Annotated in this window: 20 protein-coding genes; 10 read left to right on the top strand and 10 right to left on the bottom strand. The window is 60.7% G+C overall.

Annotation, left to right across the window (positions count from 1 at the left end; translation table 11 throughout):
* Positions 1–3: 3 nt before the first annotated feature.
* Positions 4–363, bottom strand: a complete 360-nt coding sequence (locus tag E7738_RS08465; protein WP_058757861.1) for a YbgS-like family protein — start codon at positions 361–363, stop codon at positions 4–6.
* A gap of 294 nt (positions 364–657) precedes the next feature.
* On the opposite strand from E7738_RS08465, the gene aroG reads away from it, so the two are divergent.
* On the top strand, positions 658–1710 hold the full coding sequence (gene aroG, locus E7738_RS08460) for a 3-deoxy-7-phosphoheptulonate synthase AroG (protein WP_021508517.1): 1053 nt from the start codon (positions 658–660) through the stop codon (positions 1708–1710).
* A gap of 63 nt (positions 1711–1773) precedes the next feature.
* Here aroG and gpmA read toward each other — a convergent pair whose 3' ends face one another.
* The 6 genes from gpmA to modE all read right to left on the bottom strand — a co-directional run bounded on the left by gpmA (position 1774) and on the right by modE (position 8493).
* Positions 1774–2526, bottom strand: coding sequence for a 2,3-diphosphoglycerate-dependent phosphoglycerate mutase (gene gpmA / locus E7738_RS08455; protein ID WP_010616013.1), 753 nt, complete (start codon positions 2524–2526; stop codon positions 1774–1776).
* A gap of 152 nt (positions 2527–2678) precedes the next feature.
* Positions 2679–3713 (bottom strand): galactose-1-epimerase, encoded by a 1035-nt coding sequence (gene galM, locus E7738_RS08450; protein WP_058757860.1) that lies wholly within the window; start codon positions 3711–3713, stop codon positions 2679–2681.
* A complete protein-coding gene (gene galK, locus E7738_RS08445; protein WP_058781271.1) occupies positions 3707–4855 on the bottom strand; it encodes a galactokinase in 1149 nt (382 codons plus the stop codon). Before galK ends, galM begins: the two co-directional genes overlap by 7 nt.
* Complete coding sequence (gene galT, locus E7738_RS08440) at positions 4856–5899, bottom strand: galactose-1-phosphate uridylyltransferase (RefSeq protein WP_394516290.1); 1044 nt, start codon at positions 5897–5899, stop codon at positions 4856–4858.
* Between the two features lie 262 nt (positions 5900–6161).
* Positions 6162–7634, bottom strand: coding sequence for a molybdate ABC transporter ATP-binding protein ModF (gene modF / locus E7738_RS08435; RefSeq protein ID WP_104187140.1), 1473 nt, complete (start codon positions 7632–7634; stop codon positions 6162–6164).
* A gap of 76 nt (positions 7635–7710) precedes the next feature.
* Positions 7711–8493: a molybdenum-dependent transcriptional regulator gene (modE, locus tag E7738_RS08430; RefSeq protein ID WP_348878656.1), complete on the bottom strand. Its 783-nt coding sequence runs from the start codon at positions 8491–8493 to the stop codon at positions 7711–7713.
* A 117-nt stretch (positions 8494–8610) separates the two neighbouring features.
* On the opposite strand from modE, the gene E7738_RS08425 reads away from it, so the two are divergent.
* The 4 genes from E7738_RS08425 to modC all read left to right on the top strand — a co-directional run bounded on the left by E7738_RS08425 (position 8611) and on the right by modC (position 11417).
* Positions 8611–8769: an AcrZ family multidrug efflux pump-associated protein gene (locus E7738_RS08425; RefSeq protein ID WP_021508511.1), complete on the top strand. Its 159-nt coding sequence runs from the start codon at positions 8611–8613 to the stop codon at positions 8767–8769.
* 127 nt (positions 8770–8896) lie between these two features.
* On the top strand, positions 8897–9670 hold the full coding sequence (modA, locus tag E7738_RS08420) for a molybdate ABC transporter substrate-binding protein (protein WP_394516289.1): 774 nt from the start codon (positions 8897–8899) through the stop codon (positions 9668–9670).
* The gene (gene modB, locus E7738_RS08415; protein WP_021508509.1) at positions 9667–10359 is read left to right on the top strand and encodes a molybdate ABC transporter permease subunit; all 693 of its coding nucleotides are present in this window, start codon (positions 9667–9669) and stop codon (positions 10357–10359) included. Before modA ends, modB begins: the two co-directional genes overlap by 4 nt.
* Entirely contained in the window at positions 10359–11417 is a 1059-nt protein-coding gene (modC, locus tag E7738_RS08410; RefSeq protein WP_104092707.1) for a molybdenum ABC transporter ATP-binding protein ModC, read from the top strand. Before modB ends, modC begins: the two co-directional genes overlap by 1 nt.
* 180 nt (positions 11418–11597) lie before the next feature.
* On the opposite strand, the gene E7738_RS08405 is transcribed toward modC, so the two are convergent.
* On the bottom strand, positions 11598–12416 hold the full coding sequence (locus E7738_RS08405) for a pyridoxal phosphatase (RefSeq protein ID WP_058757854.1): 819 nt from the start codon (positions 12414–12416) through the stop codon (positions 11598–11600).
* A gap of 148 nt (positions 12417–12564) precedes the next feature.
* On the opposite strand from E7738_RS08405, the gene pgl reads away from it, so the two are divergent.
* Positions 12565–13560 (top strand): 6-phosphogluconolactonase, encoded by a 996-nt coding sequence (gene pgl, locus E7738_RS08400; RefSeq protein ID WP_348878658.1) that lies wholly within the window; start codon positions 12565–12567, stop codon positions 13558–13560.
* A 78-nt stretch (positions 13561–13638) separates the two neighbouring features.
* On the opposite strand, the gene E7738_RS08395 is transcribed toward pgl, so the two are convergent.
* A complete protein-coding gene (locus tag E7738_RS08395) occupies positions 13639–14115 on the bottom strand; it encodes a kinase inhibitor (protein WP_021508505.1) in 477 nt (158 codons plus the stop codon).
* 67 nt (positions 14116–14182) lie between these two features.
* On the bottom strand, positions 14183–15475 hold the full coding sequence (gene bioA / locus E7738_RS08390; protein WP_394516288.1) for an adenosylmethionine--8-amino-7-oxononanoate transaminase: 1293 nt from the start codon (positions 15473–15475) through the stop codon (positions 14183–14185).
* Between the two features lie 87 nt (positions 15476–15562).
* Here bioA and bioB point away from each other — a divergent pair, with 87 nt between their 5' ends.
* The 4 genes from bioB to bioD are packed head-to-tail and all read left to right on the top strand — an operon-like array spanning position 15563 to position 19150.
* Positions 15563–16594: a biotin synthase BioB gene (gene bioB / locus E7738_RS08385; protein WP_058757850.1), complete on the top strand. Its 1032-nt coding sequence runs from the start codon at positions 15563–15565 to the stop codon at positions 16592–16594.
* On the top strand, positions 16595–17746 hold the full coding sequence (gene bioF, locus E7738_RS08380; RefSeq protein ID WP_275025690.1) for an 8-amino-7-oxononanoate synthase: 1152 nt from the start codon (positions 16595–16597) through the stop codon (positions 17744–17746). It abuts the gene before it with no gap.
* Positions 17727–18482, top strand: a complete 756-nt coding sequence (gene bioC / locus E7738_RS08375) for a malonyl-ACP O-methyltransferase BioC (protein ID WP_394516287.1) — start codon at positions 17727–17729, stop codon at positions 18480–18482. Before bioF ends, bioC begins: the two co-directional genes overlap by 20 nt.
* Positions 18479–19150 carry a dethiobiotin synthase gene (bioD, locus tag E7738_RS08370; protein ID WP_058775301.1) on the top strand — a complete coding sequence of 224 codons (672 nt, stop codon included), beginning with the start codon at positions 18479–18481 and terminating at the stop codon, positions 19148–19150. The genes bioC and bioD overlap by 4 nt, the downstream gene beginning before the upstream one ends.

The following is a 19150-nucleotide window of genomic DNA, read 5'->3' as shown; positions in this document are numbered from 1 at the left end:
GGATTACTGCGTGGTGCCGTCAGTTTTGTGTTTAACGTGACCACCGCCTTCCTTGGTTTCAACTTTCTTGTTCATATCCGGGCAGCGACCATCTTTACACATGGTATTTTTGTGTTCCTGGCTGGCCGACATATTGCCAGAGGTGGTACCGGAAGTCGCGGCACCGTTGGTGTTCATGCTGCCATTATTAATGTTGCTATTGTCGACATTATTTGGCGGCAGATTCTCTTTCGCGCCGCCTGCGGCTGCGCCGGCTTCTGCTGACGCATTCGCCTGGCCGTTGTTGTTATCCGCAGCCAGTGCTGCGCCGCTGCCCAAAGTCATCGCTGCCGTCAGAAAAATCAATGCAAACTTATTCATCATTATGCTCCTGTAATAAATGGATAGTTGCCGCGTGACACCCGCTGGTGCTGTTTGACGAAAAAAGCGTGCCGCGACGGAATTTAATTCCGTCATGAGTGTTCGGCATGAATATAAATAGCGAAAGCACCTCATTCCTCAGTGCTTACGTTTAAAAAGCTTAGTTCATAAACGAATAAATGCAAATCTGAGCGAGCCATTGGCGCACAGGACATAATTTACACCTGGTGCCTGAAGGGATACATTGGACGGGTTGCGCCCGGCGTACGCAGGGCCAGAAATTTGAATGGAATAAGTATGGATTACCAGAACGACGATTTACGCATCAGAGAGATCAAAGAGTTACTGCCCCCTGTTGCGCTGCTGGAAAAATTCCCCGCCACCGATAACGCTGCTCAAACCGTTGCCCAGGCCCGCCAGGCCATTCACCGCATTCTGCACGGTGAAGATGACCGCCTGCTGGTAGTGATTGGGCCATGCTCCATCCACGATACCCAGGCGGCCAAAGAGTATGCCGCTCGCCTGCTGACGTTGCGCGAGGAGCTGAAGGGTGAGCTGGAAGTGGTGATGCGCGTGTACTTTGAAAAACCGCGTACCACGGTGGGCTGGAAAGGGCTGATCAACGATCCTTACATGGACGGTAGCTTCCAGATTAACGACGGCCTGCGCCTGGCGCGTAAGCTGCTGGTGGATATCAACGACACCGGACTGCCGGCTGCCGGTGAGTTCCTCGACATGATCACACCGCAATACATGGCGGATTTGATGAGCTGGGGCGCGATTGGTGCGCGCACCACCGAGTCGCAGGTGCACCGCGAGCTCTCCTCCGGGCTTTCCTGTCCGGTCGGCTTCAAAAACGGCACTGACGGCACCATCAAAGTGGCGATCGATGCCATCGGCGCTGCCAGCGCGCCGCACTGTTTCCTGTCGGTCACCAAATATGGTCATTCGGCGATTGTCGAAACCAGCGGTAATGAAGATTGCCACATCATTCTGCGCGGCGGCAAAGAGCCGAACTACAGTGCGGAACACGTTGCGGCGGTGAAAACCGGGCTGGAAAAAGCGGGCCTGCGTCCACAGGTGATGATCGACTTCAGCCACGCCAACAGCAGCAAGCAGTTCCAGCGTCAGATGGTGGTGGCCGCAGACGTGGCACAGCAGATCGCCGGCGGCGAGCAGGCGATTACCGGCGTGATGATTGAGAGCCACCTGGTGGAAGGCAACCAGAGCCTCGACAGCGGCAAACCGCTGGTGTACGGCCAGAGCGTCACCGACGCCTGTATTGGCTGGGACGACACGGAAAAAGCGCTGCGTCAGCTGGCGCAGGCGATCAAAACCCGTCGCGGCTAACGGCAGCGCACGGCATAAAAAAAGGCCAGACTCGCGTCTGGCCTTTTGCGTTTCAGCGTGAACTTACTTCGCTTTACCCTGGTTAGCAACGGCGGCGGCTTTCGCTGCGATCTCGTCGGCATCACCCAGATAGTAATGTTTGATTGGCTTGAAGTTCTCATCGAACTCATACACCAGCGGTACGCCGGTTGGGATGTTCAGTTCGAGGATCTCATCTTCGCTCATGTTATCGAGGTATTTCACCAGCGCGCGCAGTGAGTTACCGTGCGCGGCAACGATCACTTTCTCACCGCTCTTGATGCGCGGCAGAATGCTCTCGTTCCAGAATGGGATCACGCGATCGATGGTCAGTGCCAGGCTTTCGGTGGTTGGCAGCTGCGCGTCGGTCAGGGATTTGTAGCGCGGGTCGTGGCCCGGGAAACGCTCGTCGTTACGATCCAGCTCTGGCGGCGTAACGGCAAAGCCGCGGCGCCACTGTTTCACCTGATCGTCGCCATATTTTGCAGCGGTTTCCGCTTTGTCCAGACCCTGCAGCGCACCGTAGTGGCGCTCGTTCAGACGCCAGGTTTTCTCGACCGGCAGCCAGGCCTGATCCAGCTCATCCAGCACGTTCCACAGAGTGTGGATGGCACGCTTCAGCACTGAGGTGTAGGCAAAATCAAACACGAAACCTTCTTTTTTCAGCAGCTGACCGGCTGCTTTGGCTTCGGTGCGACCCTTGTCGGACAGATCCACGTCGTACCATCCGGTGAAGCGGTTTTCCTGATTCCACTGGCTTTCGCCGTGGCGCACCAGAACCAGCTTAGTTACGGCCATAGCTTTACTCCTTAATGCTTAATGTTTCGATGATGATAGAAACCGGCTGCGGCCGCTGATTTCAGCGGCACACTGATAGCGCCATACCATAGCGGAAAACAGCGCACGGCGTAAGCCTGTCGGCACCGCAGTGCGCGTTTTTCAACCGGCGCTTAGTGCGGGGTGAAGCGATAACGCGTCACGGAGTGCCATGTGTCGCCGGGCTGCAGCCAGCAATCAGGCTGCGGCCACTCGCTATGGTTGGGCGAATCCGGTAAAAACTCACTCTCCAGAGCGATGCCCTGGAAAGCAGTATAGCTGCCCTGTTCACGGGCGCGCGTTCCCTCCAGATAGTTGCCGGAGTAGAACTGCAGCGCCGGCGCGGCGGTGAACACGCTCACGCTAAGTTTGTCGTCCGCTGACCACAGCTGCGCAGCAGGCTGGCTGCTGTCACCGGCGGTGGTGAGCAGAAACGCGTGATCGTAACCTTTCACCGCGCGCTGATCGTCGTCGGCCAGGAACTCATCTGCCACGCGTTTCGGCTGGCGGAAATCAAAGCTGGTGCCGTCCACCGCTTTCAGCGGCGCATTGGGAATGCCTGCGCTGTCCACCGGCAGATAACGATCGGCCTGCAGTTGTAAGCGATGCTGGCGCGCGTCGCCATGATGCGCATCAAGGTTGAAGTAAGCATGGTTGGTCAGGTTGACCGGACAGGCCTGATCGGTCTGCGCTTCATAGCGAATCGACAGACAGTTATCGTCATCGAGCTGATAAATTACATCGGCAATCAGATTGCCGGGGTAGCCCTGGTCGCCGTCCGGCGAATCAAGACGATAGTGCACTTCGCTGTCACTCTGGCTGAGAATCTGCCAGCGGCGCTTGTCGAAACCCTGCGGCCCGCCATGCAGCTGGTGCGGACCCTGATTGGCCGCCAGCAGCCGGTTAAGCGGCTTCAGCTCAGCGAAGGCGATGCGGTTCGCGTAACGCCCGATGGTGGCACCGAGATAAGCATCCTGATGCAGATAGTCGGACGGCGTGGCGCAGCCGAGCAGCGCTTCGCGCACGCTGCCGTCCTGCATCGGCACGCGCGCCGACAGCCAGGTGGCGCCCCAGTCCATAAAGGTGGCGACCATGCCGTTGCGGTTGCGCAGCACGGTGATGCGCCACGGCTGGCCGTCCGGCGCATGAGAGTTGACGTCGCTTACCATTGGCCGGCTCCTGCTGAGGCTTTGCACACGTAAAAGGTCTCTTTAATGCCGGTCTGCGCTTCGTACTGCTGCGCCACCGCCGCTTTCACCTGATCGACCAGATCGGTTGGCATCAGGGCGACAATACAGCCGCCGAAGCCGCCGCCGGTCATGCGCACGCCGCCGCGCGGGCCGATTTCCGCTTTAACAATCTCCACCAGCTGATCGATGGGCGGCACGGTGATCTCAAAATCGTCGCGCATTGAGGCGTGCGAGGCGGCCATCAGCTCACCCATGCGTTGCAGATCGCCGCTGCTCAGCGCGTCCGCCGCTTCCAGCGTCCGGGCGTTTTCGGTGATCACGTGACGCACGCGTTTGGCCACCAGCGGATCGAGCTGCTGTTCTGCCGCCGCAAACTCCTCCAGCGTCACGTCGCGCAGCGCCTTTTTGTTGAAGAAGCGCGCACCGGTTTCGCACTGCTCGCGGCGGGTATTGTATTCGCTGCCCACCAGATTACGGCGGAAGTTCGAGTTGATAATCACTACCGCGACATCCTCCGGCATGGATACGGCGCGCGTACCCAGCGTGCGGCAGTCCAGCAGCATGGCGTGATCCTGCTGGCCGAGTGCGGATATCAGCTGATCCATGATGCCGCAGTTGCAGCCAACAAACTGGTTCTCCGCTTCCTGCCCGTTAACGGCAATCGCTGCGCCGTCGAGCTTCAGCTGATACAGCTGCTGGAACACAGTGCCCACCGCCACTTCCAGCGAGGCGGACGAGCTGAGACCGGCACCCTGCGGCACGTTGCCGCTGATCACCATATCCACGCCGCCAAAGCTGGCGTCGCGCTGCTGCAGATGTTTCACCACGCCGCGCACGTAATTGGCCCACATCGGTTCGCTGAGCGGCTCAATCGGCGCATCCAGCGAGAAGCTATCCTGCTGATTGTCGTAATCCACCGCCACCACGCGCACCTGGCGATCGTCGCGGCGGGCGCAGGCAATCACGGTCTGATAGTCAATGGCGCAGGGCAGCACGAAGCCGTCGTTGTAATCGGTATGCTCGCCGATCAGGTTCACCCGGCCCGGTGCCTGAATGCTGTGGCTCGGCGCGTAGCCGAAGGTGTCAGCGAAAACCTGTTGAGTGATCGATTTTAAAGACATTTATTGTTCCTCGCGGAAATGAATAGCGCTGACAGAGCGCAGACGTTCTGCTGCCTGTTCCGCCGTTAAATCACGTTGGGTCTCGGCCAGCATCTCGTAGCCAACCATAAATTTCCGTACCGTGGCGGAGCGCAGCAGCGGGGGATAGAAGTGCGCGTGCAGCTGCCAGTGATCGTTGGCTTCGTCGTTAAACGGCGCGCCGTGCCAGCCCATCGAATAGGGGAACGAGCACTGGAACAGATTGTCGTAACGGCTGGTGAGCTGCTTGAGCGCCAGCGCCAGATCGGTGCGCTGCGCCTCGCTGAGATCGGTAATACGTTTCACGTGCGTTTTAGGCAGCAGCAGGGTTTCAAACGGCCAGGCCGCCCACCACGGCACTACCGCCAGCCAGTGATCGGTTTCGACCACGGTACGGCTGCCGTCCTGCAGTTCGCGCGCTACGTAATCCACCAGCAGCGGCGTACCTTTATCGGCAAAGTAGCGGCGCTGATTGTCATCCTCTTTTTGCGCTTCATTCGGCAGAAAACTGTTGGCCCACACCTGACCGTGCGGATGCGGATTTGAGCAGCCCATGGCTGCGCCTTTGTTTTCAAATACCTGCACCCACGGATAGTGCTGACCGAGTTCAGCGGTCTGCTCCTGCCAGGTGCGCACGATATCCTGCAAGTTGTGCAGCGGCAGTTCGGGCAGGGTTTTGCTGTGATCCGGTGAGAAGCAGATCACCCGGCTGGTACCGCGCGCGCCTTCACAGCGCATCAGCACATCATCGCTCTGCGGCGCATCCGGCGTATCGGTCATCAGCGCGGCGAAGTCATTGGTGAATACGTAAGTGCTTTTGTAATCGGGATTTTTGTCGCCGGTGATACGGGTGTTACCGGCGCACAGGAAGCAGTCCGGATCGTGTGCGGGCAGTTGCTCCAGCGCTGGTGTCTCCTGCGCACCCTGCCACGGACGTTTGGCGCGATGCGGTGACACCAGCACCCATTGATCGATCAACGGGTTATAGCGGCGATGCGGATGATCGACCGGGTTAAATTTTTGCATAACAAGTCCTGGTAATCGGCAAACAGAAGAAAATCACTGCCTTCAACGTAGCATAACGGTGGCGCTGAAAGCGTGATCCAGTCTGGATAAATGGTATCGTTTACACAAGGTGACGATTCTCATTTTGTGGGTTTATGCGCAGCGTTTGCTGAATAATGCGGCAGGCTAGTGGTAGCGGTTACATTTTTAGGGAAGGAAATCTGTCAGGTGCGTACTGTTATCGCCGGGCCGCCATGGATGGCGACCCGCTCATCAATGAAAACTAACGCAACGCCTCCTGCTGATAGACATAGCCCGCGCCCTGTTTTACAAAACTCAGGCGGTGGGTGATGCACTGCGGCGCGTCCTCGGCGTGGTGGGACACAAACATCAGCTGGGTACGACCTTCGCCGATCAGCACATCAACAAAGCGGCGCACCAGCTGGCGGTTAATGGGATCGAGCCCCTGCAGCGGTTCATCCAGGATTAACAGCGTCGGGTGCTTCACCAGCGCGCGCGCAATCAGCACCAGCCGCTGCTGGCCCCACGACAGGCTATGAAACGGCGCATCGGCCAGCGCATTGTCCATGCCAAGCAGCGCCAGCCACTGGCGCGCCAGCGCTTTCTGCCGATCCGATACCGCCTGATACAGACCGATCGAATCAAAAAAGCCTGAGAGGATCACCGTACGCACGTTACAGCTGACGCGGTAATCCAGATGCAGGCTGCTGCTGACGTAACCGATATGCTGCTTGATGTCCCAGATGGTTTCACCGCTGCCGCGCCGAATACCAAACAGCGTTAAATCATTGCTGTAGCCCTGCGGATGATCGCCGGTGACCAGGCTGAGCAGGGTCGATTTACCCGCGCCGTTGGGGCCGATGATCTGCCAGTGCTCGCCGGGATTGACCTGCCAGTTCAGGCCGTCGATCACCGCATGATCGTTATACGACACCACGCCGTTGCGCAGGATAACGCGCGGCGCATCTGCCGCCAGCTGCGGCAGCTGATCCGGCTGGTCCGGCTCCGGCAGCGCCATGCCCTGCAGGCGTTCGCTGTGCGCCAGTTGCGCCACCAGCGCTTCGGCGAGAATCGCCTGGCGCGCGCCCACGTGCGTCAGCGTGCACTCCGCCAGCACGCCGACCTGCTGGACAAAATCCGGGATATCGTCAAAGCGGTTCAGCACCAGCACCACGGTGTAGCCGTCGCGATGCAGCTGATGCAGCGTATCGGCAAGGCTGGCGCGCGATGCCACATCCAGACCATCAAAAGGTTCGTCGAGGATCAGCAAATCCGGCTGCGCCATCAGCGCCTGACACAGCAGCGTTTTGCGCGTTTCGCCGGTAGAAAGGTATTTGAAGCGGCGAGTCAGTAAAGCGCTGATGCCAAACTGCTGTGCCAGCGCCTGCGCCCGCGCCTCATCCTTTACTTCATCCTGAATGATCTCCAGCGCGGTGCGGCCGGTGTCATCTTCGCCTTCACTCAGCAGATCGGTGTTGTTGCGCTCCCACTCCTGCGTCACCAGCTGTTGTAGCTGCTCCAGCGACAGACGGGTGCGGCGCTGAAAATCCTGCCGCAGCTCGCCCTTTGCCGCCGTCAGCTCGCCGGACAGCGCGCGCGCCAGCGAAGATTTACCGCTGCCATTGGCACCGACAAAGGCCCAGCTTTCGCCGCTGTGCAGGGTTAAGTCCGGCAGGGTCAGGGTACGGCTATCGCTCAGGTGAAATATGCCTTGCGAAATTTGCAATGAGGCCATGATTTGTTCCGTTTTCTGCATCAAGTCGCTCAGTTGTAGCGAGCCAGCGAAATGAAGTCAAATCATAGCGGCCAGATCAGAGCAGTGTGGCGATGATGGCGTGTTCTGCATTAAAACAGGCGGTCACGGCGCTGCCGGGCTGCAGATTATGCTGGCGAAGCGCCTGGCTGGGGACGGTGGCGCACAACATTTCACCGCCCGTCAGCGCAATTATTACTTCACTCTGCGTCTCGCCGGGTTCGATGGTGTGGACAACGCCCGGCAGCTGATTATCGCCCTCGGCGGCGTCAGGCGTCAGGCGGATCCACGGCGCTTTGATCAGCACCAGCACCTCTTTACCGCTGTCGAGCTGCAGCCGCTCCGCGCTGCGTTCGGTCAGGGCCACCTGCAGGCGCGTCACGCCGTCGTTCAGCAGTATCTCAACATGCTGCTGCACCTGCTGACGATCGCGCGCCTGCACCGTGCCAAACAGCTGGTTGCGCGCGCTGGTTTGCAGGGAAAAGCGGGCGATCGCCGCTAGCAGGCTGTCGAGCGGCAGGCTGTCGTTTTGCAGCACGTCAAAGGCTTTTTGCTGGATCTGCTCCATCAGCTGAAACAGCTGAATCAATCGCTCGCCGTAGCGCGTCAGCCGGGCACCGCCGCCGCCTTTGCCGCCGGTCGCGCGTTCGACCAGCGTCTGATCCGCCAGCTGATTCATCTCATTGATGGCGTCCCAGGCGCTTTTATAGCTGATGCCCGCCAGTCTGGCGCCCTGGCTGATGGAGCCGGTTTCCTGCACGCGCCTGAGCAGCTCGATACGGCGCGGATCGGCAAACAGTTTCTGCTGAAGACGAATGTGAAGAGAGAGTTCTGCCTGCATGTCAGCTCCTTAGGTGAATGCGCCAATTGTAAGGCCTAAAGTAAAAGCACGAAAAGGGCAGTGCCTTTTTTTCTCCAGCCGTTACAATCACTTTTTTACTCTTTGCGCGAGGTTTCCATGCTGGAACTGTTAAAAAGCCTGGCGGTCGCCATCATCATGGTGCCCATCGTGATGGCGATTATGCTGGGTCTGATTTACGGCCTGGGTGAAGTCTTTAACGTCATCTCTAAATTTGGCCGCCGCGACGACCGTCCCGCCAATAGCTCACACCACTGATTTTTAACGCCCGCACGCTGCGGGCGTTTTGCCCTTAACTTCCCGCCGTTTTTGCCGATATAAAGCTCATGACAGCTTTCAGGCTCGCGTTGTATTATCAACTATATAACGTAACCTGGAGTTCTCTATGCAAAATACGCTTTATCACTGGGCGGCCGCAGCCGTGGTCACCGTGTCGCTGTCGGGTCAGGCGCTGGCGGCGGAGAAAATTACTGTGTTCGCTGCGGCCTCGCTGACCAATGCGATGCAGCAGATTGCCACGCAATATCAGCAAAAAAGCGGCGTTGAAGTGGTATCCTCGTTCGCTTCCTCGTCGACGCTGGCGCGGCAAATCGAGCAGGGCGCCCCGGCGGATCTGTTTATCTCTGCCGATCAGCAGTGGATGGACGATGCGGTGGCGAAAAACAGCGTGATCGGCAGTACGCGCTACACGCTGCTGGGCAATGATCTGGTGCTGGTGGCGGCAAAAAGCGCTAACGCGCAGCCGGTGACCATCAATGCGCAGACCCCATGGCAGAACCTGCTTAAGGGCGAGCGCCTGGCGGTGGGCGATCCGGATCACGTGCCGGCAGGCATCTATGCCAAAGAAGCGCTGCAAAAGCTGGGTGCGTGGGACACGCTGTCTTCACGGCTCGCACCGGCTAACAACGTGCGTGCCGCGCTGGCGCTGGTGGAGCGACGCGAAACGCCATATGGCATCGTGTACGGTTCCGACGCGGTATCCAGTGATAAGGTGCAGGTGGTCGGACGCTTCCCCGAAGCGAGTCACAAACCCGTAGAGTACCCGATGGCGGTGGTCAGCGATCACCAGAACGCAGCGGTGCAGGCCTTCTATGACTATCTGCAGGGGCCGGATGCCGCTGCCGTGTTTAAACAGTATGGATTTACGCCGAAGAGATGATACTGAGCGATCCCGAATGGCAGGCCGTGTTCCTCAGCCTGAAAGTTTCCTGCGTGGCGGTGCTGTGCAGCCTGCCGTTTGGCATCCTGATGGCTTGGATTCTGGCGCGCTGTCGCTTTCCCGGCAAAACCCTGCTCGATAGCCTGATTCACCTGCCGCTGGTGCTGCCGCCGGTGGTGGTGGGCTATTTGCTGCTGCTGACGCTGGGACGGCGCGGTCTGATTGGCAGCTGGCTGTATGACTGGTTCGGTATCACCTTCGCCTTCAGCTGGCGCGGTGCGGTGCTGGCCTCGGCGGTGATGGCGTTTCCGCTGATGGTGCGCGCCATTCGTCTGGCACTGGAAGCGGTAGACAGCCGGCTGGAACAGGCGGCACGTACCCTGGGCGCGGGCCGCTGGCGGGTGTTTTTCACCATCACACTGCCGCTGACTTTCCCGGGCATCATCGTTGGCACCGTGCTGGCGTTCGCCCGCTCGCTCGGTGAATTTGGCGCCACCATTACCTTTGTCTCCAACATTCCTGGCGAAACCCGCACCATTCCGTCCGCCATGTTTACCCTGATTGAAACGCCCGGCGCGGAAGGCACTGCGGCGCGGCTGTGCGCGGTGGCGATTGCGCTGGCGCTGCTGTCGCTGGTGGCCTCAGAGCTGCTGGCGCGCTGGGGCCGCAAGCGGCTGGGAGCGGCCTGATGCTGAAAATCAACATTGCGCAACAGCTCGGTGAGCATCAGCTCAACGTCGATGTGGAGATTCCGGCCAGCGGCATCACCGCGATTTTTGGCGTGTCCGGGGCAGGAAAAACCTCATTAATCAATGCCATCAGCGGTCTGACGCAGCCGCAGAGCGGCCAGATTGCGCTTAACGATCGTCTGTTGTTTGACCGCGACAGCGGTATCAATCTGCCGCCGGAAAAACGCCGCATCGGCTACGTGTTTCAGGATGCGCGCCTGTTTCCCCATTATCGCGTGCGCGGCAATCTGCAGTATGGCATGGCGCCCAAAATGAAAGCGCAGTTCGGGGCGCTGGTGACGCTGCTGGGACTGGATGCGCTGCTGGATCGCTATCCGGCCTCGCTGTCGGGTGGCGAAAAGCAGCGCGTGGCGATGGGCCGGGCGCTGCTGAGCGCGCCGGATATCCTGCTGATGGACGAACCGCTGGCGTCGCTCGATCTGCCACGCAAGCGCGAGCTGATGCCCTATTTGCAGAAGCTGGCGAAGCAGGTGGAGATTCCGCTGCTGTACGTGAGCCACAGCCTGGAGGAGATTGTCCAGCTGGCGAATCAGGTACTGGTGCTGGATAACGGTAACGTCAAAGCCTTCGGCGCGCTGGAAAAAGTGTGGGGCAGCAGCGCGATGCGGCCGTGGCTGCCGCCGGCCGAGCGCAGCAGCGTACTGCGCGTGCAGGTGCTGGAGCAGCATCCGGATTACCCGATGACCGCGCTGTCGCTTGGCGATCAGCACATCTGGGTCAGCCGGGTGAATCAGCCGGTGAAAAGCGTACTGCGCATCCGTATCGCCTCGGCGGACGTGTCGCTGGCGCTGCAGCCGCCGCAAAATACCTCGATCCGCAATATTTTACCGGCGCAGGTGGTGGAACTGCTGGAGCTGGACGACCAGGTCGAAGTGAAGCTGCGCATCGGCGTAAGCGAGCTGTGGGCGCGCATTTCACCGTGGGCGCGCGACGAGCTGAATATCCGGCCCGATCAGTGGCTGTATGCGCAGATCAAGAGCGTGTCGATTACCGCGTAACACAAACCGGACGACAGCGCGGTACGTCCGGTCTGCGGATGAGCGCGATTAATCGCGCCGCTACCGGATGTGCCATGTACCGCTGCAGTAATCACCCGTTGCACCTTCTGTAGCGGCGCGATTTTTCGCGCTTTTTTCGGGTTAACCTGACTGATGCCTTGTGCCGCGACCAGTCTGGCATTACAGCACTTCCTGGTAGATCACCTGCGCAATGCCCGGCTCAAGGTTGGTACCGATCACTTTGCGCGCGCGTGCTTTGATGGCGTCATCGGCATTGCCCATCGCCACGCCCAGCCCGGCCTGCTCCAGCATGCTGAGATCGTTGTAATTGTCGCCAAACGCCAGCACGTCCTGCATGCTCAGACCCTGGCTCGCCACCCACTGCGCCAGGCGTTTGCCTTTGCTGTTGCCGGCCTGAGCGATGTCGACCTGATCGTGCCACGACCATTCACACGCCAGACCCAGCTCGCGTTCGGTGCGCTCGGCAAACTGCTGCAGCGCGCGGGTATCCGGATGCGACAGGGCAAATTTCCAGATCGACTGCGCGTCGTGCGCCGCCTGCGCCAGGCTCGGCACCTGTACAAACAGCGGGCGCTGCGCTTCCGGCAGCGACTGCGCCCAGTTGAGGGTGCGCGTCACATGGCCGGTCGCTTCCTGGTACAGCATCGCATCATCGACATACAGCAGACCGTGAATATTCTCCTGATCGAGCATCTCAATCACCCGCGCCGCCTGACTTTTCTCCAGCGGATCGGCCGCCAGCACCCGTTGCGCCTGGTAATCGTACAGGTACGTACCGTTACAGCAGATGGCGGGCGTTGTCAGCTGCAGCGCCTGATAAAACGGGTGAATGGCGCAGTGATGGCGACCGGTGACGATCAGCACCTGAACGCCAGCCTGTTGCGCGCGGGCTAAGGCTTCAAGGGATTCTGGCAGGATGGTTTTGTTTGGGGTCAGCAGGGTGCCGTCGAGGTCAAGGGCGATTACGCGGTAGCTCATTACACTTTCCGTCCGGAGTTAGCAAAGCATTAAGTCTACACCCGCCAGCGGCCCTGAGACAAAAAGCAGGGCACAAATCAGCCCAGCGCGCGGCGGTGAAACGCGCTACAGTTACTGTTTTTCATCAGGCAGCGAATAAGGAAAACGCATGAAACAAGTCGTGTATACCGCCAGTCCCGAGAGCCAGCAGATCCACGCCTGGCAAATGCAGGAAGATGGCGCACTGACGTTATTGCAGGTCACGGATGTGGCCGGCCAGGTGCAGCCGATGGTGGTGAGCCCGAAGAAAGATTTTCTCTATGTCGGCGTGCGTCCGAATTTTCGCGTACTGGCGTACCGCATTGCGGCCGACGGTACGTTAAGCCTGGCCGGTGAAGCGCCGCTGCCGGGCAGCCCGACTCACATTTCTACCGACCGCCAGGGCAACTATCTGTTCTGCGGCTCCTATAACGATGCCTGCGTCAGCATCAGCCCGATTGGCAGCGACGGCCTGCCGCAGGCGCCGCTGCAGGTAATTAACGGGCTGGAAGGCTGCCATTCGGCGAATATCGACCTCAGCAACCAGACGCTGTTTGTACCGGCGCTGAAGCAGGATCGCATCTGCCTGTATCAGCTGCAGGCCGACGGCACGCTGGCACCGCGCGCGCAGCCACAGGTGACCACCGTAGAAGGCGCCGGCCCGCGTCATATGGCGTTCCACCCGAACGGCACCTATGGCTATGTGGTTAACGAACTGGACAGCACCGTCGATGTCTGGGCGTTGAACAATGTCAACGGCCAGGTCGAGCGCGTGCAGAGTCTTGATATCATGCCGCCGGGCTTCAGCGATACGCGCTGGGCAGCGGATATCCATATCACCCCGGACGGTCGCTTCCTGTATGCCTGTGACCGCACCAGCAGCACGCTGACCGTGTTCAGTATCAGTGAGGACGGCTCGGTGCTGACGATTGAAGGTTATCAGCCGACCGAAACTCAGCCGCGTGGCTTTAACATTGATGGCAGCGGTCAGTATCTGGTGGCGGCGGGGCAGAAATCGCATCACATTGAAGTCTATCGCATCGGCGATCGTGGCCTGCTGCAACCGCTGGCGCGTTACGCCGTGGGTCAGGGCCCGATGTGGGTAGTGATTCACGCGCTGGACTGAGGAACGCTCCTGAGTCATGCAGGGTCGCCATCTACGGCGACCTCTGCCGGGGTGCGCAGCGATGCGCACCTTATGTAATCAGGCGTATTTCACCGTGATCGATGCGCTGGCCAGCGCGTGGAAATGCACGTTGAAGCCGACCATCGCGCCGCTGGCACCTTCGTCCACCTCAATTTTCTCCACGTCCAGCGCATGCACCGTAAAGATGTAGCGATGCGATTCGCCCTGCGGCGGTGCTGCACCACCGTAACCGTTCTGACCGAAATCGGTGCGCGTCTGAATGGCACCCTCTGGCAGTTCCGCCACGCCGGAACCGGCGCCCTGTGACAGCACGGTCACCTCAGCCGGAATATTAGCGACCACCCAGTGCCACCAGCCGGAGCCGGTCGGGGCATCCGGATCGTAGCAGGTCACCACAAAGCTTTTGGTGCCGGCCGGCACTTCATCCCATGCCAGGTGCGGCGACAGATTATCGCCCTGGTAACCCATGCCGTTAAACACGTGGCGCTCGGGCATTTTATCGCCATCGTTAAAATCCTGGCTCACTACGCGCATGATCTCTCCTTTCCTGTTGTATGCGGCTTTCCATGATGGTGGAAAATGGCGGCGAGTGCCAGCGGTGTCAGGGCTGAAAATGGCCGTCCACCGCCAGCGCCGCGCTTAGCGCCGCCGTCAGCTGCGTCAGCTGTGCGGCAGAAATCAGATAAGGTGGCATCAGGTAAATCAGCTTACCGAACGGGCGAATCCATACGCCGCGTTCCACGAAGAACTGCTGCAGCGCCGCCATGTTCACCGGCTGATGGGTCTCAATCACGCCAATCGCCCCCAGCACGCGCGCATCCGCCACCATCGGATGGCCGCGCAGCGGCAGCAGTTCCGTTCGCAGCTGCTGCTCAATCGCCGCCACCTGCGCCGGCCAGTGGCCTTCGTTGATCAGCTTCAGGCTTTCGACTGCCACCGCACAGGCCAGCGGATTGCCCATGAACGTCGGCCCGTGCATAAAGCAGCCCGCCGCGCTGCGGCTGATAGTATCGGCGACGTCGCGTGTGGTCAGGGTGGCGGAGAGCGTCAGGGTGCCGCCGGTCAGCGCCTTGCCGAGACACAAAATGTCCGGCGTGATGCCGGCGTGCTCGCAGGCAAACAGCTTGCCGCTGCGGCCGAAGCCGGTGGCGATCTCATCGGCGATCAGCAATAAACCGTAGCGATCGCACAGCGCCCGCACCTGTTGCAGATAGCGTGGATGGTAGAAACGCATGCCGCCGGCACCCTGCACGATAGGTTCCAGAATTACCGCTGCGATACTGCGATGGTGCTGCTCGATTAGCCGGGCGAAATCGGCAATATCGTTGTCATCCCAGTCATCGTCAAAGCCACACTGCGGCGCGCGGGCGAACAGATGCTCGGGCAGGTAGCCGCGCCACAGGCTGTGCATGGAGTTTTCCGGATCGCACACTGACATGGCGGCAAACGTATCGCCGTGATAACCGCGCTGCAGCGTGAGGAATTTCTGCCGCGTCTCTCCGCGACCCAGCCAGTACTGCAGCGCCATTTTCATCGACACTTCGACGGCGATCGAGCCGGAATCGGCGAGGAACACGCACTCCAGCGCCTCAGGCGTCATGGCGATCAGCTGGCGGCTCAGCTCCACGGCTGGCGGATGGGTGATGCCGCCGAACATCACGTGTGACATCTGCGCCATCTGCTGCTGCAACGCCTGATTGAGGCGCGGATGGTTATAGCCGTGGATCGCTGCCCACCACGACGACATGCCGTCGACCAGCTCACGTTCATCGGCCAGCTGCAGCGTGCAGCCGTGCGCGGCCACCACCGGGTAGCACGGCAGCGGATCGCGCATTGAGGTGTAGGGATGCCAGATATGCTGGCGGTCAAAGCGGAGGTCGTCCTGTGTGAACATCTGTCTTGTAAACCATTTTGAAAAGATTTAGTTTACAAGTATAACCACGTTAATCGTCAGGATGAACCCCCTTTTTTGGAGTAAGCAATGGCTAATCGCTGGACACTGGCTCAGGCTCAGGCGCTGTTTGATAAACCTTTTCTCGAGCTGATGTTTGAAGCACAGCAGGTGCACCGCCAGCACTTCGACCCACGTCAGGTGCAGGTCAGCACGCTGCTGTCGATCAAAACCGGCGCCTGTCCGGAAGACTGTAAATACTGTCCGCAGAGCGCGCGTTATAAAACCGGGCTGGAAACCGAGCGCCTGATGGAGGTGGAAGCGGTGCTGGAATCGGCGCGCAAGGCCAAAGCAGCCGGCTCCAGCCGCTTCTGCATGGGCGCGGCGTGGAAAAACCCGCACGAGCGCGACATGCCGTACCTTGAGCAGATGGTGCAGGGCGTGAAAGCCATGGGCATGGAAACCTGCATGACGCTGGGAACGCTTGACCACGATCAGGCGCAGCGGCTGGCCAGCGCCGGGCTCGATTTTTACAACCATAACCTCGACACCTCGCCGGAGTTTTACGGCAGCATCATCACCACCCGTACCTATCAGGAGCGTCTTGATACGCTGGATAAAGTGCGCAACGCCGGCATCAAAGTGTGCTCAGGCGGCATTGTCGGGCTGGGCGAAACGGTTAACGACCGCGCCGGATTGCTGGTGCAGCTGGCCAACCTGCCCACGCCGCCGGAGAGCGTGCCGATTAACATGCTGGTGAAAGTCAAAGGCACGCCGCTGGCGGATAATGATGACGTCGAGCCATTCGACTTTATCCGCACCATTGCCGTGGCGCGCATCATGATGCCGACCTCGCACGTGCGTCTGTCGGCCGGTCGCGAGCAGATGAGCGAACAGACCCAGGCGATGTGCTTCATGGCGGGTGCCAACTCGATTTTCTACGGCTGCAAGCTGCTGACCACGCCGAACCCGGAAGAGGACAAAGATCTGATCCTGTTCCGCAAGCTGGGCCTGAATCCGGAGCACACCGCCACGACTGCGGGCGATAACGAACAGCAGCATCAGCTCAGCGAGCAGTTGCTGCACGCCGACAGCGCGCAGTTCTATAACGCGGCCGTGTAAATGTGGTCTGAACGTATTGCGCAGGCGCTGACGGCGCAGCGTGCCGCCGACGGCTGGCGGCAGCGGCGGCGCATTGAGCACAACAGCGTGCGTGAAATTACCCTCGACGGGCAGCGCTATCGCCACTTCTCCAGTAATGATTACCTCGGCCTGAGCCAGCATCCGGCGGTGATGGCTGCCTGGCAGCAGGGCGTGCGCGAGGCGGGCGTCGGTGCCGGCGCTTCCGGCCACGTCACCGGCTACAGCCGTCACCATGCGCAGCTGGAGCAGCAGCTGGCGTCCTGGCTCGGCTACCCGCGCGCGCTGCTGTTTATCTCCGGCTTTGCCGCCAACCAGGCAGTGATCCATCTGCTGGCGCAAAAGTCGGATCGCATTATCGCTGACAAACTGGCGCACGCCTCGCTGCTGGATGCCGCCAGTCACAGTCCGGCAACGCTGCGTCGTTTTGCCCACAACCAGCCGGCCAGCCTGGCGAAGCTGCTGGCGACGCGCGCGGAAGGCGGCACGCTGGTGGTAACCGAGGGCGTATTCAGCATGGATGGCGACAGTGCGCCGCTGGCTGAACTTGCCGCCGAAACCCGGCGCGCGGGCGGCTGGCTGCTGGTGGACGATGCGCACGGCATTGGCGTCACCGGTGAGCAGGGGCGCGGCAGCTGCTGGCAGCAGCAGGTGAAACCGGAACTGCTGGTGGTGACTTTTGGTAAAGGCTTTGGCGTCAGCGGCGCCGCGCTGCTGTGTGATGACGCTACCGCAGATTACGTCGAGCAATTCTCGCGCCATTTAATCTATTCCACCGCCATGCCGCCGGCGCAGTGCTGTGCGCTGCTGGCGGCGCTGGCGCAGATCCAGCAGGGCGACGCGTTGCGCGCGCGGTTACAGCAAAATATTGCCCGCTTTCGCGCGGGCGCGGCGCAGTTGCCGTGGCAGCTGATGGCCTCTGACAGCGCCATTCAGCCGCTGATCGTCGGTGAAAACCACGCCGCGCTGGCGCTGGCGCAGCGGCTGGCGCAGGCCGGTTGCTGGGTGAGCGCGATCCGGCCACCGACGGTGCCGCCGGGTACCGCGCGGCTGCGCATTACGCTCACCGCGGCGCATCATCCCGAAGATATCGACGCGTTGCTGGAGGCACTGTATGACGCTGCAGGTGAATAAACAGGCGGTGGCGCAGGCATTTGGCCGGGCGGCCGCGCATTACGAACAGCATGCTCAGCTGCAGCGCCAGAGCGGCGAGGCGCTGCTGGCGCTGGCGCCGGCCGGATTTGGCCCGCAGCTGCTGGACGCCGGCTGCGGCACCGGCTGGTTCAGCCGCTACTGGCGCGATCGCGGTCGCCAGGTTTGCGCGCTGGATCTGTCACCGGCGATGCTGCAGGCGGCACGCGAACAGCACTCGGCGCACGACTATTTACAGGGCGATATCGACCAGTTACCGCTGGCGGATAACAGCGTCGACGGCGTCTGGAGCAACCTGGCGGTGCAGTGGAGCAGCGATCTGCGCACCGCGCTGCAGCAGTTTCTGCGCGTGACGCGCCCGGGCGGCAGCGTGCTGTTCTCGACGCTGCTCGACGGCTCGCTGCAGGAGGTGCACCAGGCGTGGGCGCAGATCGATGGTCGGCGTCACGCCAATCGCTTCCTCAGCGGCGATGCCTTTGCCCTGGCTGCCGCGGGCCTGCCGCTGCGCAGCCAGACGCAGATCGTCACGCTGCATTTCCCCAGCGCGCTCAGCGCCATGCGCTCGCTGAAAGGCATCGGCGCGACGCATCTGCACGATGGACGGCAGGCAGCATTGCTGACGCGCCCGCAGCTGGCGCAGCTGGAGCAGCACTGGCCGCAGGATGCGCACGGCTATCGTCTCAGTTATCACCTGATGTATGGAGTTTTACAAAAATGACACGCTGGTTTATTACCGGAACTGACACCGAAGTGGGCAAAACGGTCGCCAGCGGCGCCCTGTTGCAGGCGGCCAGCGCTGCGGGATTACGCACTGCCGGCTACAAACCGGTGGCCTCCGGCTGCGAGGTCACGCCCGACGGCGTGCGCAACAGCGACGCGCTGGCGCTGCAGCGCTACAGCAGCCTGGCGCTGAGCTATGAGCAGGTGAACCCGCTGGCGTTCATCGAACCGACGTCGCCGCATATCGTCAGCGCGGAAGAGGGCAGACCGATTGAATTTGCGCAGCTCTCCGCTGGTTTACGCGCGCTGGAGCAGCAGGCTGAATGGGTGCTGGTGGAAGGCGCGGGCGGCTGGTTCACGCCGCTGTCCGCGACGCAAACTTATGCCGACTGGGTCGCCGCCGAGCAGCTGCCGGTGATTCTGGTGGTCGGCGTGAAGCTCGGCTGCATCAACCACGCCATGCTGACGGCGGAAGCGGTGAAGGCGCGCGGGTTGCGCCTTGCCGGCTGGATTGCCAATGACATCCAGCCGCCGGGTAAGCGACATGCGGAATATCTGGCAACGCTGCAACAGCGCATTGCGGCCCCGTTCCTCGGTGAGATTCCGTGGCTGAGCAGCGCGGCGCAGCAGGCCGACTGTGGCCGTTACCTTACCCTGCCACAGTAA

The sequence above is a fragment of the Pantoea sp. SGAir0430 genome, from assembly GCF_043549295.1.
The sequence above is the reverse complement of the archived record's forward strand: the minus strand, read 5'-3'. Positions and strand labels throughout refer to the sequence as shown.

Bases quoted from the DNA above. Each gene is read 5' to 3' on its own strand.
- E7738_RS08465 (WP_058757861.1), bottom strand. From the start codon at position 363: ATGATGAATAAGTTTGCATTGATTTTTCTGACGGCAGCGATGACTTTG.
- aroG (WP_021508517.1), top strand. From the start codon at position 658: ATGGATTACCAGAACGACGATTTACGCATCAGAGAGATCAAAGAGTTA.
- gpmA (WP_010616013.1), bottom strand. From the start codon at position 2,526: ATGGCCGTAACTAAGCTGGTTCTGGTGCGCCACGGCGAAAGCCAGTGG.
- galM (WP_058757860.1), bottom strand. From the start codon at position 3,713: ATGGTAAGCGACGTCAACTCTCATGCGCCGGACGGCCAGCCGTGGCGC.
- galK (WP_058781271.1), bottom strand. From the start codon at position 4,855: ATGTCTTTAAAATCGATCACTCAACAGGTTTTCGCTGACACCTTCGGC.
- galT (WP_394516290.1), bottom strand. From the start codon at position 5,899: ATGCAAAAATTTAACCCGGTCGATCATCCGCATCGCCGCTATAACCCG.
- modF (WP_104187140.1), bottom strand. From the start codon at position 7,634: ATGGCCTCATTGCAAATTTCGCAAGGCATATTTCACCTGAGCGATAGC.
- modE (WP_348878656.1), bottom strand. From the start codon at position 8,493: ATGCAGGCAGAACTCTCTCTTCACATTCGTCTTCAGCAGAAACTGTTT.
- E7738_RS08425 (WP_021508511.1), top strand. From the start codon at position 8,611: ATGCTGGAACTGTTAAAAAGCCTGGCGGTCGCCATCATCATGGTGCCC.
- modA (WP_394516289.1), top strand. From the start codon at position 8,897: ATGCAAAATACGCTTTATCACTGGGCGGCCGCAGCCGTGGTCACCGTG.
- modB (WP_021508509.1), top strand. From the start codon at position 9,667: ATGATACTGAGCGATCCCGAATGGCAGGCCGTGTTCCTCAGCCTGAAA.
- modC (WP_104092707.1), top strand. From the start codon at position 10,359: ATGCTGAAAATCAACATTGCGCAACAGCTCGGTGAGCATCAGCTCAAC.
- E7738_RS08405 (WP_058757854.1), bottom strand. From the start codon at position 12,416: ATGAGCTACCGCGTAATCGCCCTTGACCTCGACGGCACCCTGCTGACC.
- pgl (WP_348878658.1), top strand. From the start codon at position 12,565: ATGAAACAAGTCGTGTATACCGCCAGTCCCGAGAGCCAGCAGATCCAC.
- E7738_RS08395 (WP_021508505.1), bottom strand. From the start codon at position 14,115: ATGCGCGTAGTGAGCCAGGATTTTAACGATGGCGATAAAATGCCCGAG.
- bioA (WP_394516288.1), bottom strand. From the start codon at position 15,475: ATGTTCACACAGGACGACCTCCGCTTTGACCGCCAGCATATCTGGCAT.
- bioB (WP_058757850.1), top strand. From the start codon at position 15,563: ATGGCTAATCGCTGGACACTGGCTCAGGCTCAGGCGCTGTTTGATAAA.
- bioF (WP_275025690.1), top strand. From the start codon at position 16,595: ATGTGGTCTGAACGTATTGCGCAGGCGCTGACGGCGCAGCGTGCCGCC.
- bioC (WP_394516287.1), top strand. From the start codon at position 17,727: ATGACGCTGCAGGTGAATAAACAGGCGGTGGCGCAGGCATTTGGCCGG.
- bioD (WP_058775301.1), top strand. From the start codon at position 18,479: ATGACACGCTGGTTTATTACCGGAACTGACACCGAAGTGGGCAAAACG.